The organism is Microbacterium sp. MF43 (assembly GCF_012847295.1).
GTDB lineage: Bacteria > Actinomycetota > Actinomycetes > Actinomycetales > Microbacteriaceae > Microbacterium.
Genome location: NZ_JABBDY010000005.1, coordinates 227,757 through 242,330, shown reverse-complemented (window position 1 = coordinate 242,330; position 14,574 = coordinate 227,757). Strand labels below are relative to the sequence as shown.

Genomic DNA, 14,574 nt, shown 5'->3' with positions numbered 1-14,574 from the left:
CGACGAAGGAGGCGTAGTAACGGGCGTCGGACCTCGGATAGCGAGCGTGCGTTCGCGGACCACCGTCCAGCCGGCGTCGACCGCGACGGCGCCGTCACAAGCCGAGGACAGCGCGGAGATCCTGGCAGAATCCGTAAAGACCTTTCGTTTCCCCGAGGGGATGTTCTGGCGCCAGGAGGCCCCATGACCGGCATCATCGACGCGCACACCCACATCTGGGAGCGCGCCAGCGGAGACTACACGTGGCTCACGCCCGCGCACGGCGTGATCTACGACGACTTCGGCCTGGAGGACTTCGCCCCCGTCCGCGCGGCGGCGGGGGTGGACCGGGTGATCCTCGTGCAGGCCGCAGACACCCCGGGGGACACCGACCGCATGCTCGCCGCGGCGGCCGCACACCCCGAGGTCGCGGGCGTCGTCGCGTGGCTCCCGCTCCAGCACGACGACCTGCGGGAGCAGCTCGATGCACGCCTCGCCACGGGCCGGGTCGTCGGGGTGCGCGCCCTGATCCACGGGATGGCGGACGGAGAGTGGATGCTTCGCCCCGACGTCGCTGAAGGACTCGACGCCCTGGCCGCTGCCGATGTGCCGTTCGACTTCGTGACGTCGGGCCCCGCGGCGCTGGCGCTCGTTCCGCTGCTGATGCAGCGGCATCCGTCACTCCGCCTCATCATCGACCACCTCGGCAAGCCCCCCGTCGGTGGGGACGCCGCGCAGTTCGAGGAGTGGTCTCGCCTCCTCCGCGGTGCCGCCGCCTCGCCCCGCGTCGCGGCGAAGCTCTCGGGGCTCGCCTCGGCCGTCGGAGCGCCCGACGGCTGGACGGTCGACGACCTGCGCCCGATCGTGGCGGAGGCGGTGGCGGTGTTCGGCCCCGACCGTCTCATGTACGGCGGCGACTGGCCGGTGAGCAACCTCGCGGGCGGATACGTGCGCACGTTCGAGGGCCTGCACGCCGCACTCGACGTCTCGTCGGGCGACCTGGAGCGGATCCATCACGGCACCGCCGTCGAATGGTACGGCCTCGATCCGTGTGCAGCCCGGGCCTGAACTCCGCGCCGCAGGTCGGTCATCGACAAACTTGAGCCGAGTCATATCAAGTTCATTTGACACCTTTGTGGGTCGTAGGTAGCCTTGAGTCATCGCGGCTCAACTCGCTCAGGAGCGAGTGCGCCGTGAGCTAGGTTTCCCAGATCCACGGGCCGAGGCATCCGTCCCCGTCCCACACGAAGGAGAGAACACATGGCACGTGCTGTCGGAATCGACCTCGGTACGACCAACTCGGTCGTCAGCGTCCTCGAGGGCGGCGAGCCGAAGGTCATCGCCAACGCCGAGGGCTTCCGCACGACCCCGTCGGTCGTCGCGTTCACGAAGGACGGCGAGGTGCTCGTCGGCGAGACGGCCAAGCGCCAGGCCGTGACCAACGTCGACCGCACGGTCTCGTCGGTCAAGCGCCACATGGGCACCGACTGGTCGTTCGGCGTGGACGGCAAGAAGTGGACGCCGCAGGAGATCTCGGCCCGCATCCTGCAGAAGCTGAAGCGCGACGCCGAGCAGTACCTGGGCGACACGGTGACGGATGCCGTCATCACCGTCCCCGCGTACTTCAACGACGCCGAGCGCCAGGCCACCAAGGAGGCCGGTGAGATCGCGGGTCTCAACGTGCTCCGCATCATCAACGAGCCGACCGCGGCCGCCCTCGCCTATGGCCTCGACAAGGGCAAGGAGGACGAGCTCATCCTCGTCTTCGACCTCGGTGGCGGAACCTTCGACGTCTCGCTGCTCGAAGTGGGCAAGGACGACGACTTCTCCACCATCCAGGTGCGCGCGACCGCCGGTGACAACCGCCTCGGCGGCGACGACTGGGACCAGCGTCTCGTGGACTTCTTCATCAAGCAGTTCAAGGACACGACGGGCGTCGACGTCTCGGGCGACAAGATCGCGCTGCAGCGCCTCAAGGAGGCTGCCGAGCAGGCGAAGAAGGAGCTGTCGTCGTCGACCTCGACGAGCGTCAACCTCCCGTACCTCTCGCTGACCGACTCCGGCCCCGTGTCGCTGTCCGAGACGATCACGCGCGCCAAGTTCGAGGACCTCACCAAGGACCTGCTCGACCGCACCAAGAAGCCGTTCGAGGATGTCATCCGCGAGGCCGGCATCAAGGTCGCCGACATCGACCACGTCGTGCTCGTCGGCGGCTCGACCCGTATGCCCGCCGTGAGCGAGCTCGTTCAGCGCGAGGCCGGTAAGGAGCCCAACAAGGGCGTGAACCCCGACGAGGTCGTCGCCGTCGGCGCCGCCCTGCAGGCCGGCGTCCTCAAGGGTGAGCGCAAGGACGTGCTGCTCATCGACGTCACCCCGCTGAGCCTCGGCATCGAGACCAAGGGCGGCATCATGACGAAGCTCATCGAGCGCAACACCGCCATCCCGACCAAGCGCTCCGAGACCTTCACGACCGCCGACGACAACCAGCCGTCGGTCGCCATCCAGGTCTTCCAGGGCGAGCGCGAGTTCACGCGCGACAACAAGCCGCTCGGCACTTTCGAGCTGACCGGCATCGCGCCCGCGCCGCGCGGCATCCCGCAGATCGAGGTCACGTTCGACATCGACGCGAACGGCATCGTCCACGTCTCGGCGAAGGACAAGGGCACCGGCAAGGAGCAGTCGATGACGATCACCGGCGGCTCGTCGCTGCCGAAGGACGACATCGAGCGCATGGTCCGCGAGGCCGAGGAGCACGCCGCAGAAGACAAGAAGCGTCGCGAGGCCGCCGAGATCCGCAACCAGGCGGAGACGCTCTCGTACTCCATCGAGAAGCTCATCAAGGAGAACGACGACAAGCTGCCCGAGGACGTCAAGACCGACGTGCAGGCCGACGTCGACGCGCTCAAGACGGCGCTCGCCGGAGACGACGACGAGGCGGTCAAGACCGCGTTCGAGAAGCTGAACCAGAGCCAGGGCAAGCTGGGCGAGGCGATCTACGCCGCAGGCCAGGCGTCTCAGCAGGCGGATGCCCCGGCCGACGAGCCCGCCGGTGACAGCGGTGCGACGACCTCCGAAGAGGACGTCGTCGACGCCGAGGTCATCGACGACGAGGACGAGAAGAAGTAACCATGACAGGCAAGGACTTCGAAGAGCCCCAGGGCGAGGGCGAAGAGGTCCGTCCCGAGCAGGAGGGGTCGGAGGCGCAGGCCTCCGGCCCCGTCCCGCAGGACGGGCAGGCTCGCGACGAGGAGCTCACGGTGGAAGACATCCTGGGCGCCCAGCAGAACGCGGATGCCGCGGCGGAGGACGCCGTCATCGCCGACCTCGAGTCGCAGCTGCTGAACGATCTCAAGCGCCTCCAGGCGGAGTACGCGAACTACCGCCGCCGCACCGAGGAGCAGCGCGAGGTCGAGATCGAGCGGGCGAAGGGCGCGGTGGCCAAGGGCCTGCTCCCGGTGCTCGATGATCTCGACCGCGCCGAGAAGCACGGCGATCTCGAGGAGGGCACGCCCTTCGCCGCGATCGCCGAGAAGCTTCGGGGCGTCGCCGAGCGCATGGGGCTCACGACGTACGGCGTTTCGGGTGAGGTGTTCGACCCGCAGCACCACGAGGCCATCTTCCAGGCGCCGACACCCGGGGTCGAGACCCCGACGATCCTCGAGGTCGTCGAGATCGGCTACCGCCTCGGCTCGGTCGAACTGCGCCCGGCGAAAGTCGTCGTCGCGGTCCCCGCCGAGTAGTCCGCAGGAGGAGCATCCATGGCCAGTCAGGACTGGTTCGACAAGGACTTCTACAAGATCCTCGGTGTGTCCAAGGACGTCACCGACGCCGATCTCAAGAAGACCTACCGCAAGCTCGCCCGCAAGTACCACCCCGACTCCAACGCGGGCGATGCCGCGGCGGAGGCGAAGTTCAAGGAGGTCAGCGAGGCGTACTCGGTGCTCTCCGACGCGGAGCAGCGCAAGGAGTACGACCAGATCCGGGCGATGGGTTCGGGCGCGCGGTTCACCTCGGGCGGCCCCGGCGGTGCCGGCGGTTTCGAGGACGTGTTCAGCATGTTCAACCAAGGTCGCGGCGGCTCGCGCTATCGGACCGAGGACTTCGACGACATCTTCGCGATGTTCAACCAGCAGCAGGGCGCCGGCTTCGGCAGCGGCCGGTTCGGTCAGACCACGGGCGGCTACCGCGGATACGGCGGGCCGACGCGCGGGACCGATGTCACGGCGCGCACGACGATCGACTTCGTCACGGCGACGCGCGGCGAGACGATCTCGCTGCAGGGGGAGGACGGCAAGCCGTTCAAGGTGAAGATCCCCGCGGGGGTCTCGGACGGGCAGAAGATCCGCCTGCGCGGTCGAGGGCGCCCGTCGCCCGACGGCGGCGAGGCGGGCGACGTCGTCGTGCAGGTGAGCGTTCGGCCGCACCCCGTCTTCACACGGGACGGGCTCAATCTGCGTGTCACGGTGCCGATCACCTTCACCGAGGCGGCGCTCGGCGCCACCATCGAGGTGCCGACGCTCGGCGGGGAGCCCGTGAAGCTGCGGGTGGCTCCCGGCACTCCGTCGGGTCGCGTCCTGCGCGTGAAGGGTCGCGGCGTCGAGACTGCGAAGGGCACGGGCGATCTGCTCGCCGAGGTGCAGGTCGCGGTGCCCTCGCACCTCGACGACGCCGCCCGCGAGGCCCTCGAGCGCTATCACGAGCTCGAGCCGAAGGAGAACCCGCGTGCCGACCTCATGTCGAGGGCGCGCGGCTAGGAAGATGACGATGGCGGGTCCGGGTTCCGGTTGCCGACGAGGAGGTGAACGCGATGGGCGAGCAGCACGACATCGACGATGAGGCGCCGATCTTCGCGATCGCCGTTGCGGCGGAGCTCTCGGGCATGCATCCGCAGACGCTCCGCCAGTACGACCGTCTCGGCCTCGTCGTCCCTGCGCGCACGCCGGGCGGCTCCCGTCGCTACTCGCTGCGCCATGTCGCGCAGCTGCGGGAGGTCGCCCGCATGTCGGCCGACGGCATCGGCCTTCCGGCGATCGCCCGCATTCTCGAGCTCGAGGACAGGGTCCGCGAGCTCCATGGCCGCGTCCGCGACCTGGAGGAGCGCGTGCGCGTCGAGCTCGAACGGCGACCGGGTGCACGCGTGTTCGCCGCGGGGTCGACCGGCTCGGTCATCACGCTGCGCAGCGGCACACGCGTGCGCCGAGCGACGGAACTCGTGGTGTGGCGGCCCCGGCACCAGCTCGAGCAGGGCGGGTCGACGGATGCCGCCCCCCGGTCCTCCTCGCAGGAGTAGCAGGGGCATCCGCTCGTCCTCTGGCGCCGATCGCCGTCGCGCGCCAGCATGAGCGCATGGCGACTCTCGAGGACGTGCGCGCGATCGCGCTCGGGCTCCCGGGCGTTCACGAGCGCGTGGACGGTCATCGGGGCGGCATGACCTGGCGCACCGCGGCCGGTGCGTTCGTGTGGGAGCGAGGACCGGGAAAGGCCGACCTCGCCGCCCTTGACGCGCTCGGCCGGGAGTGGCCCGACGGCCCGGTGATCGCCGTGCGCACCGACGGGCTCGACGAGAAGGAAGCATTGCTCGAGACCTACCCCGACGCGTTCTTCACGATCCCGCACTTCGACGCGTTTCCGGCGGTGCTCGTGCGTCTGGACAGGATCGAGGGCGACCACCTGCGCGAGATCGTCACCGACGCCTGGCTGCTGCGCGCTCCCAAACGGGTCGCTCGCGAATGGCTCGACGCCCACTCTGAGGCCCCAGAGGACGTCTGACGCTCCCGCTCCGGGGGCGGCGCGCTCCTGCGCCTCCGGCTCGCCCGCGTCCGCCGGCCGTGACGCGGCGTCAGCTCTCGATGCCGCGGTGCCGGCGGAACAGCTGCCAGTCGGCGCGGGACAGCTCGGCGTAGGCGTACGACCATTCGAGGATCGCCTCGCCGGCGACGCGACCGCCCCCGATGTACCCCGCGACCACCGAGGCATTGGGCGACTGGCCGTGCGCCCGCGCCAATGTGGTCGCACAGGCGTCCGCGTACCAGCGGAACGCCGTGTCCTCGAGCGTGTCCATGTCGAACCCGCCCTTCTTGTCATGGAACTGCCGCACGTAGAAGGATCGCTCCGGCCCGTCGACCGAGGGGCCGGTGAGGTGGCCGAGGAAGGGGTCCGAGACGGCCTGAAGCACCCGTTGCATCGCGACGACGCGGGCGCCGTCACCCTGCTTCTCGATGTACCGGGTCACCCCTTCGGGCTGCTCGACCCGGCCGTACTCGATGAGCACGCTCTGCCCCGCCTCCTTGGCCTGCAGAAGCAGCGCGTTCCCATCGCCGTCGGCGAGCGAGACGAGGAAGCACCGGGTGCCGACGCTTCCCACGCCGACCACACGCCGGGCGATATCGGTCACGTGGTACTTCTGCAGCAGCACGCGGATGTCGATGTTCGCGGACTGCTGGTACTCGAGCATGAACTCGTGGAGCCGCAGCTCGATCCGAGGATCGACGTGCGTCATGGTGGGCGGGATCTCGATGAAGACGAGGCGGCCGTCGTCGTCGACGACGGTGAGCTTGCGCACGGCGCGCGTGGCTGTCCGCTTCTCCGCGTCCTTCACGGCCTTGTGCAGAGCGTCGGCCGAGGCAGGGTCGATGGCCGCAGCCGCCGCGTCGGCGTCGAAGTGGTCGTAGTAGCGCTTGAGCGGGCTGCGCTTGGCGCCGTTCGCCAGCGATCGGGCGTAGGTGCGCACGGCGCCCAGCGCGGCATCCGCCACCACCTTCTCGTCGCGCGAGGTCGACTGTCCGGCGATGACGATGCTCGTCACCAGACGCTTGACGTCCCACTCCCACGGCGCCCACGCCGCTTCGTCGAAGTCGTTGAGGTCGAACACGAGCGTGCGCTGCGGAGACGCGAAGAGGCCGAAGTTCGACACGTGGGCATCGCCGCACGACCCGACCGCCAATCCGCTGCTGGGGGAACGGGCGAGGTCGGCCGCCATGAGCGCCGCCGTGCCCCGATAGAAGGCGAATGCGCTCTCGGCCATGCGCTGCGTGCGGATCGGCACCAGCTCGGGGACGCGCACGGAGTCCTGCCGGTCGAGGATCCCCATGGGATCGCGCTCGCCGTCCGGGAGGAGCGCGAGGCTCTCACGCGGGGCGGGGCCGCGCGCAGCACGGCCCTCGTCGAGGTGGTCTTGAAGCGTGGGCGGCGGCGACCAGGACTCCGCCAGCGGGCTGACGTGTGCCGTTGACATGGGCTCAGTGTGGCATCGTCACACCGTTCACGGGGGTGACTTCACGGGTGAAATCCCCGGCGACCGAGAGGACGGTGGATACCCTGGCGGCGTGACCCGCACACCACCCTCACCGTCGCCGGTGCCGTCGACGCCGACGGGACTGTCGCCGAGCCTGCGGACGCTGCTCACGCTGGCGGCCGCCGCGATCGTGCTCGCGGGGGTGTCGTTCGCTCGCGAGCTGGTCGGGCCGCTCGCTCTCGCGATCGTGCTCGTGGTCATCTGCGAGCCGGTGCGGCGCCCCCTCGACCGTCGCGGATGGCCGCGCTGGGCCGGCACGACGGCGGTGATCGCCGTCGCCTACCTCGTGCTGCTCGTCATGGGTGTGCTCCTGTGGGTCGCAGGGGTGCAGTTCGTTCGCCTGATCGGCGACCTCGGGGAGCAGCTCGAGAGCAGTGTGCAGGGCGTCGTCTCATGGCTGCAGTCCGTCGGGCTGGAGGGGGAGGCGTCGGATGCCGCGGCATCCGTCCTCGACCCTGAGTCCCTCTTCGGCCTCGCCTCCCGCCTGGGCGGCACGGCCGTGGGAGTCGCGACGGCGCTGTTCTTCGTCTTCGCGTACATCATCTTCATGGCGGCCGACGCGGCCCGCTATCGCGACGCCGGACGGGTCTTCGGCGCGTCGAAGCGGCCGACGCTCAGCCGCATCCGTCACCTGAACACCGGCGTCCGCCGCTACTACGTCGTCAACGCGACCTTCGGTGCGATCGTCGCGATCATCGACGGGCTCGCGCTGTGGTGGCTCGGCGTCCCCGCGCCCCTCGTGTGGGCGATCCTCGCGTTCGTCACGAACTTCATCCCCAACATCGGCTTCATCCTCGGCCTCATCCCGCCGGCCGTGCTCGCGCTCGTCGTCGGCGGCTGGCCGCTGCTGCTCGCGGTCGTCGCGGTCTACTGCGTGGTCAACGTGGTGCTGCAGGTGCTCGTGCAGCCGAAGTTCGTCAGCGACGCCGTCGACCTGAGCCTCACCCTGAGTTTCTTCTCGGTCATCTTCTGGACGTTCGTCATCGGGCCGCTCGGCGCGATCCTCTCCATCCCGCTGACACTGTTCGTGCGAGCGCTCCTGCTCGAGGGCGACCCGGGCGGACAGTGGCTCCGCTGGCTCTCGGGCGACCGCACCGCCGCACCGCCCACGGCACCAGACCCGGCACCACCGGCCCCCAGGAGGAGGCGACCATGACGCAGGACACCCTCGCCGATCGGGGAACGCGACGCGATCGCGCTCTCGCCCGTGTCGTCGACGCCCGCAGCGAGCGATCGCTCGAGTCGCTCGCCCTCGGTTCGGCGACGCTCGCGTTCATCGTCGTCGCCCTGATCGCCCTCATCGCGTTCGGGTTCGAACCCGCGCCGATCTCGGGCCCGGGCTCGATCGGGCAGTTCGCGGCGCTGGCGGCGGCGGCGGTGGCCTTCGCCGCCGTGCTCGCCGGCCGGTACCTCCTGCACGAGCGCGGTCCGCAGGGACGCCTGCGCCTGCTCGACCACTTCGACATCATCGCCCTCGCCATCGCGCACGCCGTGATCGCGCTGCTCGGATGGACGCTCCTCGCCGTGATCCTCGAGCGAGCGTTCATCGGAGCTGAGGTCTTCCCGTTGGCGGTGCTGCTGCTCGCGGGTTCGGCCGCGGGGATGACGGCGTACATCGCCTTCTATTCGGCGACGCACATGGACCTCGAGCTGCTCGCTGCGGTGCTGGCGGTGTTCCTGGTGTTCGGAGTCCTGGCGAGCATGCTCACCGCGAGCGACCCGGACTGGTGGAAGGACAATCTCAGCGCGCTGGGGATGACCACCAACGTCTCCGCGCTCGCGTTCAACCTGACGCTGATCGTCGCGGGCTTCCTCGTCACGACGCTCGCCCGCTACGCGACGCTGGGCATCCCGACGCCGAACCCGGTGGGCATCGGACGCGTTCGCGTGTGCCTGATCGTCGTCGGCGTCTTCCTGGCGCTGGTGGGGGTCTTCCCCGTCAATCTCTTCTTCGCCCTCCACACGGGTGTGGCTTCGGGCATGGTCGTCGCGTACGGCGTGCTGGTCATCGGGCTGGCACGATGGATTCCCGGGATGCCGCGCCCCTTCGTCCTCCTGGGCTGGCTGTTCCTCGCCGTGACTCTCGTACTCGCTGTGCTCTTCGCCGTGGGCTACTACACCCTGACCGCGGTCGAGCTCGTGGCGGGGATTCTGGTCTTCACGTGGATCGTGCTGTTCATCCGCAACGCCGCAGCCCTCACCGAGGACGCCCGCCGCGCCTGACCCGCGCGTCCCCGCCCGCGGAGGTTGCTCATGCGGGATGATGCGCGTGTGGACGAAACGACGTGGCACCGCCGCACGCAGGTGCCGCTGATGGTGGCGTCGCTCCTGTACCTCGCCGCCTACTCCTGGCGAGTGATCGGCGAACCAGGGGACACCGCCCGCGTTGCGATGACGGTCGTCATCCTCGCCACGTGGGCACTGTTCATCGTCGATTACCTCGTGCGGCTCGCGCTCGCGCCCAACCGGGCGAAGTGGTTCCGGACGCATCTGGGCACGCTCGCCATCGCTGTCATCCCTGTGTTCCGGCTTGTCCTGCTGCTGAAGGCACTTACCCGCGTTCCCGGCATGCGTCCATCCGCGGGCACGCGGCTGCGCACGCAGATCATGGTCTACGGTGCGGGCGCCGGCGTCCTGCTCATCTACATCTCCTCGCTCGCCATGCTCGAGGTCGAGCGGCGCGCGCCCGGTGCCAACATCCAGACCTTCGCCGAAGCGGTGTGGTTCGCCTGCGTCACCATCACCACCACGGGGTACGGCGACTTCTATCCCGTGACCGCGCCCGGTCGCATCCTGGCGGTGGCGGTCATGTTCAGCGGGGTGGCATTGGCCGGCATCATCACGGCGACCCTGGCGTCGTGGGTGCTCGAGCGCGCGGCGCGCAACCGGGACGATGCCGAGCCGGCGACGCGGGGACAGATGCGCCAGCTCATGGCGAAGCTCGATGCGCTCGGCGGCGAGTCGCCGGGCGGCGCGGGCGACCGCCAGGACTGACGGGCCCCGAATGCCACGAGGGCCGCATCCCGTCGGATGCGGCCCTCATGCTAGCGATTCGATCAGGACAGCAGCTTCGCCTTCGCGGCGGCGAACTCCTCGTCGGAGAGGATGCCCTGCGCGTGAAGGGTGCCCAGCTGCTGCAGCTGAGCCATCATGTCGGTGCCGCCTCCTGCGGGTGCGGCCGCGGGGGCGGGCGGCGGTGCGGCGGCCTGGGCATTGGCGACAGCCTGCGCCGCCGCGGCATCCATGGCCGCCTGCTGCTGCTGCGCCTCGTATGCCTGGGCCTCGTACTGCTGATTCGCCTTTTCCTGCTGGTGCCGCGCGACGCTGCCCGAGACGGCGGTCGCCGTTCCCGCGACGACGGCTGTGCGGGCAGCCATTCCGATGAGGCCGGGCCGGCCAGCTCTGCGCATCATGTCGGTGTCTCCTTACTCGACGTGCTCTGCGAGGAATGCGTTGACGATCGGTGCCGGAATCGTCTCGCGGGCGATCACGGCCCCGCCGGCATCGAACAGGGCGCCGGCGAACGCCTTGGCCCAGAGCAGCTCGACGACGAGGATCGCCGCCGAGGCGCCGGGAGGCACCTCGGCCGCGAGGGCCTCGATGTCCTCGAGGCCGGCGAGCCCGGCCAGATCGAGGGCCGGCACACCCCCGTCGTCGGTGGTGTCGGAGAGCTCGACCACCGTGAGCTCCCCCTCCGGCGAACGGGTGGCGTACACCAGGTCGAGCACGTTCACCGTGCCGGCCGCCACGAGGTCGTCGATCGCCTGGAGCACGCCGGGACCGGGCTTGTCGCCGTCGAACGCGATCGCATAGAACTCGATCGGTCCGTAGTCGAAGGTCGTCATGTCGTCATCCTTCTTTCTCGATCAGCCGGCGAGGGCCTTGGCCTTGAGGGAGTCGAACTCCGCCTGCGTGATGGCGCCGGAGTCGAGGAGCGTCTTCGCCTTGGCGATGTCGTCGGTGGCGCTGGATCCGCCGGCGGTCGCCCGGATGTAGGCGTCCTGCTGGGCACGGACCTCCTGCGCCTGCTCGATCGACCGCTTCGTCATGCCCGGACCGCGGGCGATCAGGTAGATCAGGGCGGTCAGGAAGGGCACGAAGATCAGGAAGATGATCCAGAGCGCCTTGCCCCAGCCGTTGAGGGTGTGGTCGCGGAAGATGTCGCCGATGATGGAGAACAGCACCATCAGGTACGCCACGAACACGAACACCCAGAAGAACCAGGCGATCAAGCTCCACAGATCCATTTGACTTGCCAATCGTCGGTGGACGGGCCGAGCGCTCGTCACACTCGAAAGCTACGATCCAGCCCGAATCGCTACGTCACCCTCTGAGGGTGAGAATCAGGTGTCCTCGCCGACCGTCGCCGGGTTCACCGAGACGACCTCGACGTGGAGCTCGTCGAGCATGCTGAGCAGACCCATGAGACGGGTCTGATCGGGGATCGTGCCGACGACTCGCGAGCATCCGTCGGGTGCGGGAAGCACGTCGAATCCGTGGAGCGCCGCGACGAGTTCGGGTCCCAGCGTTCCTCGAACGACGATCTCCACGACCTGAGCTCTGCTCATGGGTCCTCCTGGCGGTGGTCGGGACATTCGGTGTCACCGGTCGTCGTTGCGTGTCATTGTGCGGCCGTGCGCCTCGCGCCGACGTCACCCCTGTGGGATGATTCAGCGGGCGCACGCACCCACTCGCCAGGGAGGCAGCGTGACTGAACAACGTCGGATCCCGCCCCACGCCGTCGACAGACCGGCGCTGAGGCGACAACTCGATGCCGGTGTGCGATCACCGCTGTCGTTGCTCGTCGCGCCTGCCGGGGCGGGCAAGACCGTACTGCTGTCGCAGTGGGTGCACTCGCGTCCGGACATCGCCGTCGCGTGGTTCGACGTGACCGCTGCCGACGACGCGCCCGTGTCCTTCGCGCGTCGGCTCGTCGCCGGAGTCCAGGCGGTGGTGCCCGAACTCGCTCCCCCTGCTGCGCCGGTCGAGGCATCCGGAGACCGCCTCGGAGAAGCATTCCTCGAGGACTTCACCGGTGCTCTGGCCGACGTCGGCGAGGTCGTGATGGTGTTCGACGACCTCGACCGGATCGCGGGCAGCGCCATCCTCGCGGACCTGTGGCGAATGGTCGATCTGCTGCCGTCGAACGCCCACGCCGTGTTCTCTTCGCGGGTCGATCTGCAGCTGGGCTGGAGCCGGCATCGGCTCGAGCACGGCCTCGTCGAGATCCGGCAGCGCCAACTCGCCTTCGACGACGCCACGACCGCGCACGTGATCGCACGCATCGCGGGCAAGCCGGTCACCGACGAGGCCGTCGCCGCGGTCACCGCGCGTACCGAGGGGTGGGCCGTGGGCGTGCAGCTGACGGCGCTCAGCCTGCGGTTCTCCGAGAACCCGGAGCGGGTCGTCGACGCGCTCGCCGACACCGACCGGCTCGTCGTCGACTACCTCAGCGAGGAGGTCCTGGATGCCCTCGAGCCCCCGCGTCGGGACGCGCTGATGCGGATCGCGACGGTCGACGAGGTGTCTCCCGGGCTCGTCGAGGCGCTCACGGACGTCGACGGCGGCGAATTCCTGGCCGACCTCGAGCGTGACTCGATGTTCGTCGTGCCGATCGCCGGGCGCACGGGCTGGGTGAGGTTCCACCGTCTCTTCCGCGATCTGCTCCTCTATCGTCTGCGGGCGCAGGACGGGCGGGCCGAGTCCCGGCTGCAGGAGATCGCCGCCGACTGGTACCTCGCCGAGGGCGACCCCGAGACCGCTGTGGAGTACCTGCTTCGCGCCCGCCGCTGGGAGCGCGTGATCGAGCGGGTGCTCTCGACCGGACGCAACGTCTTCGAGGACGTCCGCACCGCGACCGTGGCCGGGTGGCTTCGCCGCGTGCCCGCCGATGTGCGAGCCGAGCATCCCGATGCACAGCTGCTCTTCGCGATGGCCGAGGGGATGAACGGGCGCGGGCTCGTGGCCGTGGAGCTCCTGCGCGAGCTGCTGACGGACGAGCGACTCACCGTCGGCCAACGCCAGGTCGCCCTCGCGTACCTGGCGGCGGCCGTCCAGTTCCACCCGCACGCCGAGCTCTTCGTCGACGCGGCGCGGGAGTCGCTGGCGCTTCTGGAGGCGCAGCCCGGCGCCGAGCTGCCCGACCTGCTCGGGCTGACGACGCGACCGCTTCTGCAGTACCTGAGCCAAGGGTCGCTGGGCCGCGCGCACCTGTTCCTCGGCAATCTCGCCTCGGCGCGTCGCGAGCTCGTCGCCGCGCTGGCTCTGCCCGGCTTCGCCTACGCTCCCTACCGCATCCATCTGCTCGGCAGCCTGGCGCTCGTCAACGCGATCAGCGGCAATCTGGTGGAAGCCGCCGAGCAGGCCGACGAGGCGCTCGCCACCGCGCGGGAGTTCCGACTCCTGGCCCACCCGGCGCCGGGCGACGCGTACCTGGCCCGTGCGATCGTCGCGATTCAACGCGGCGAGCCCGACGTCGGCGCGCTCGCGCTCGCCGAGGGCGGCATCCGGGCGGCGTCGAACCAGCGGACCCAGCTCATGTGGGTGGCGCATGCGGCGGCGCTCCTGGTGGACCCGGGCGACGAGCAGCTCGCCGCCGCGGAGCCGCCCGGACCGCCGCCGCCGCTCGTGCGCCGTGCTCTCGCCGCGGTGTCGATGCGACGCGCGCGGACGCAGGGCTCACCGATCGCGCCCTCGGCTCCGGCGCAGGCCTGGAACGTCGTGGCCTTCGAAGAAGTGGCAGGGCTTCTCGCAGACGGGCATGCGTCCGCCGCGCATGCGCGGCTGGCGCAGCTGCGCTTCGAACCCGACCAGGACGCTCCGCTGCCGACCGTCGAGTTCGATCTGCTGCAGGCGTGGACGCTCGCGTCTGAAGGGCGCCGCCCGCAGGCGAAGGAGCGGCTCCTCGCGGCGCTCACCCTCGCCGAGTCGGAGTGGCTCGTGGATCCCTTCGTGCGCGTCGGTCCGGCCGTCGCCGAATTGCTCGAGGAGCTCGCCGTCCGCAGTGACTTCGTGCGCGCGGTGATCGCGCGGTGCCGGGCCGTCGCGAACTCCGGCGGCAAGTCGCTCGTCGACGAACTGACGCCGCGCGAGCTCGAGCTGCTCACCTTCCTGCCCAGCCGTCTCACGATCGCCGATATCGCGGCACGATGCTTCGTCTCGACGAACACGATCAAGACCCACCTCGGGCACATCTATCGCAAGCTCGGAGTCTCGGGCCGGGATGCCGCGATCGAGCGGGCCGTGGAACTCGGCCTGCTCGACGCTCGTGAGATCGCCCGCGTGGGATGACGACGAGCGGT

The 14,574-nt window shown here is 69.8% G+C and carries 15 protein-coding genes; 10 read left to right on the top strand and 5 right to left on the bottom strand.

The window, feature by feature from the left end; translation table 11 throughout:
• Positions 1-183 precede the first annotated feature (183 nt).
• The 6 genes from HF323_RS14960 to HF323_RS14935 all read left to right on the top strand — a co-directional run bounded on the left by HF323_RS14960 (position 184) and on the right by HF323_RS14935 (position 5,748).
• Positions 184-1,047, top strand: coding sequence for an amidohydrolase family protein (locus HF323_RS14960; protein WP_169583714.1), 864 nt, complete (start codon positions 184-186; stop codon positions 1,045-1,047).
• A 192-nt stretch (positions 1,048-1,239) separates the two neighbouring features.
• Positions 1,240-3,105, top strand: coding sequence for a molecular chaperone DnaK (gene dnaK, locus HF323_RS14955; protein ID WP_169583713.1), 1,866 nt, complete (start codon positions 1,240-1,242; stop codon positions 3,103-3,105).
• A 2-nt stretch (positions 3,106-3,107) separates the two neighbouring features.
• On the top strand, positions 3,108-3,719 hold the full coding sequence (locus HF323_RS14950) for a nucleotide exchange factor GrpE (protein WP_169583712.1): 612 nt from the start codon (positions 3,108-3,110) through the stop codon (positions 3,717-3,719).
• Between the two features lie 18 nt (positions 3,720-3,737).
• The gene (locus HF323_RS14945; RefSeq protein ID WP_169583711.1) at positions 3,738-4,733 is read left to right on the top strand and encodes a DnaJ C-terminal domain-containing protein; all 996 of its coding nucleotides are present in this window, start codon (positions 3,738-3,740) and stop codon (positions 4,731-4,733) included.
• Between the two features lie 53 nt (positions 4,734-4,786).
• Complete coding sequence (locus HF323_RS14940) at positions 4,787-5,269, top strand: MerR family transcriptional regulator (protein WP_169583710.1); 483 nt, start codon at positions 4,787-4,789, stop codon at positions 5,267-5,269.
• 56 nt (positions 5,270-5,325) lie between these two features.
• The gene (locus tag HF323_RS14935) at positions 5,326-5,748 is read left to right on the top strand and encodes an MmcQ/YjbR family DNA-binding protein (RefSeq protein WP_169583709.1); all 423 of its coding nucleotides are present in this window, start codon (positions 5,326-5,328) and stop codon (positions 5,746-5,748) included.
• A 70-nt stretch (positions 5,749-5,818) separates the two neighbouring features.
• Here HF323_RS14935 and HF323_RS14930 read toward each other — a convergent pair whose 3' ends face one another.
• A complete protein-coding gene (locus HF323_RS14930; RefSeq protein WP_169583708.1) occupies positions 5,819-7,213 on the bottom strand; it encodes a DUF2252 domain-containing protein in 1,395 nt (464 codons plus the stop codon).
• A 91-nt stretch (positions 7,214-7,304) separates the two neighbouring features.
• Here HF323_RS14930 and HF323_RS14925 point away from each other — a divergent pair, with 91 nt between their 5' ends.
• The 3 genes from HF323_RS14925 to HF323_RS14915 are packed head-to-tail and all read left to right on the top strand — an operon-like array spanning position 7,305 to position 10,267.
• A complete protein-coding gene (locus HF323_RS14925) occupies positions 7,305-8,429 on the top strand; it encodes an AI-2E family transporter (protein WP_317451099.1) in 1,125 nt (374 codons plus the stop codon).
• Complete coding sequence (locus HF323_RS14920) at positions 8,426-9,496, top strand: DUF998 domain-containing protein (RefSeq protein WP_169583706.1); 1,071 nt, start codon at positions 8,426-8,428, stop codon at positions 9,494-9,496. The genes HF323_RS14925 and HF323_RS14920 overlap by 4 nt, the downstream gene beginning before the upstream one ends.
• Before the next feature lie 48 nt (positions 9,497-9,544).
• Complete coding sequence (locus HF323_RS14915) at positions 9,545-10,267, top strand: potassium channel family protein (protein WP_169583705.1); 723 nt, start codon at positions 9,545-9,547, stop codon at positions 10,265-10,267.
• A gap of 62 nt (positions 10,268-10,329) precedes the next feature.
• On the opposite strand, the gene HF323_RS14910 is transcribed toward HF323_RS14915, so the two are convergent.
• The 4 genes from HF323_RS14910 to HF323_RS14895 form a co-directional block, all read right to left on the bottom strand.
• The gene (locus tag HF323_RS14910) at positions 10,330-10,686 is read right to left on the bottom strand and encodes an SHOCT domain-containing protein (protein WP_169583704.1); all 357 of its coding nucleotides are present in this window, start codon (positions 10,684-10,686) and stop codon (positions 10,330-10,332) included.
• A gap of 12 nt (positions 10,687-10,698) precedes the next feature.
• Positions 10,699-11,118, bottom strand: coding sequence for a DUF6325 family protein (locus HF323_RS14905; RefSeq protein WP_169583703.1), 420 nt, complete (start codon positions 11,116-11,118; stop codon positions 10,699-10,701).
• Positions 11,119-11,139: 21 nt separating this feature from the next.
• A complete protein-coding gene (locus HF323_RS14900; protein ID WP_169583702.1) occupies positions 11,140-11,520 on the bottom strand; it encodes an SHOCT domain-containing protein in 381 nt (126 codons plus the stop codon).
• 96 nt (positions 11,521-11,616) lie between these two features.
• Complete coding sequence (locus HF323_RS14895; RefSeq protein WP_169583701.1) at positions 11,617-11,841, bottom strand: hypothetical protein; 225 nt, start codon at positions 11,839-11,841, stop codon at positions 11,617-11,619.
• A 139-nt stretch (positions 11,842-11,980) separates the two neighbouring features.
• Here HF323_RS14895 and HF323_RS15780 point away from each other — a divergent pair, with 139 nt between their 5' ends.
• Positions 11,981-14,563, top strand: a complete 2,583-nt coding sequence (locus HF323_RS15780; RefSeq protein WP_169583700.1) for a LuxR C-terminal-related transcriptional regulator — start codon at positions 11,981-11,983, stop codon at positions 14,561-14,563.
• Positions 14,564-14,574 lie beyond the last annotated feature (11 nt).

Coding starts and splice junctions, on each gene's coding strand:
- HF323_RS14960 (WP_169583714.1), top strand. CDS start 184: ATGACCGGCATCATCGACGCGCACACCCACATCTGGGAGCGCGCCAGC.
- dnaK (WP_169583713.1), top strand. CDS start 1,240: ATGGCACGTGCTGTCGGAATCGACCTCGGTACGACCAACTCGGTCGTC.
- HF323_RS14950 (WP_169583712.1), top strand. CDS start 3,108: ATGACAGGCAAGGACTTCGAAGAGCCCCAGGGCGAGGGCGAAGAGGTC.
- HF323_RS14945 (WP_169583711.1), top strand. CDS start 3,738: ATGGCCAGTCAGGACTGGTTCGACAAGGACTTCTACAAGATCCTCGGT.
- HF323_RS14940 (WP_169583710.1), top strand. CDS start 4,787: ATGGGCGAGCAGCACGACATCGACGATGAGGCGCCGATCTTCGCGATC.
- HF323_RS14935 (WP_169583709.1), top strand. CDS start 5,326: ATGGCGACTCTCGAGGACGTGCGCGCGATCGCGCTCGGGCTCCCGGGC.
- HF323_RS14930 (WP_169583708.1), bottom strand. CDS start 7,213: ATGTCAACGGCACACGTCAGCCCGCTGGCGGAGTCCTGGTCGCCGCCG.
- HF323_RS14920 (WP_169583706.1), top strand. CDS start 8,426: ATGACGCAGGACACCCTCGCCGATCGGGGAACGCGACGCGATCGCGCT.
- HF323_RS14910 (WP_169583704.1), bottom strand. CDS start 10,686: ATGATGCGCAGAGCTGGCCGGCCCGGCCTCATCGGAATGGCTGCCCGC.
- HF323_RS14905 (WP_169583703.1), bottom strand. CDS start 11,118: ATGACGACCTTCGACTACGGACCGATCGAGTTCTATGCGATCGCGTTC.
- HF323_RS14900 (WP_169583702.1), bottom strand. CDS start 11,520: ATGGATCTGTGGAGCTTGATCGCCTGGTTCTTCTGGGTGTTCGTGTTC.
- HF323_RS14895 (WP_169583701.1), bottom strand. CDS start 11,841: ATGAGCAGAGCTCAGGTCGTGGAGATCGTCGTTCGAGGAACGCTGGGA.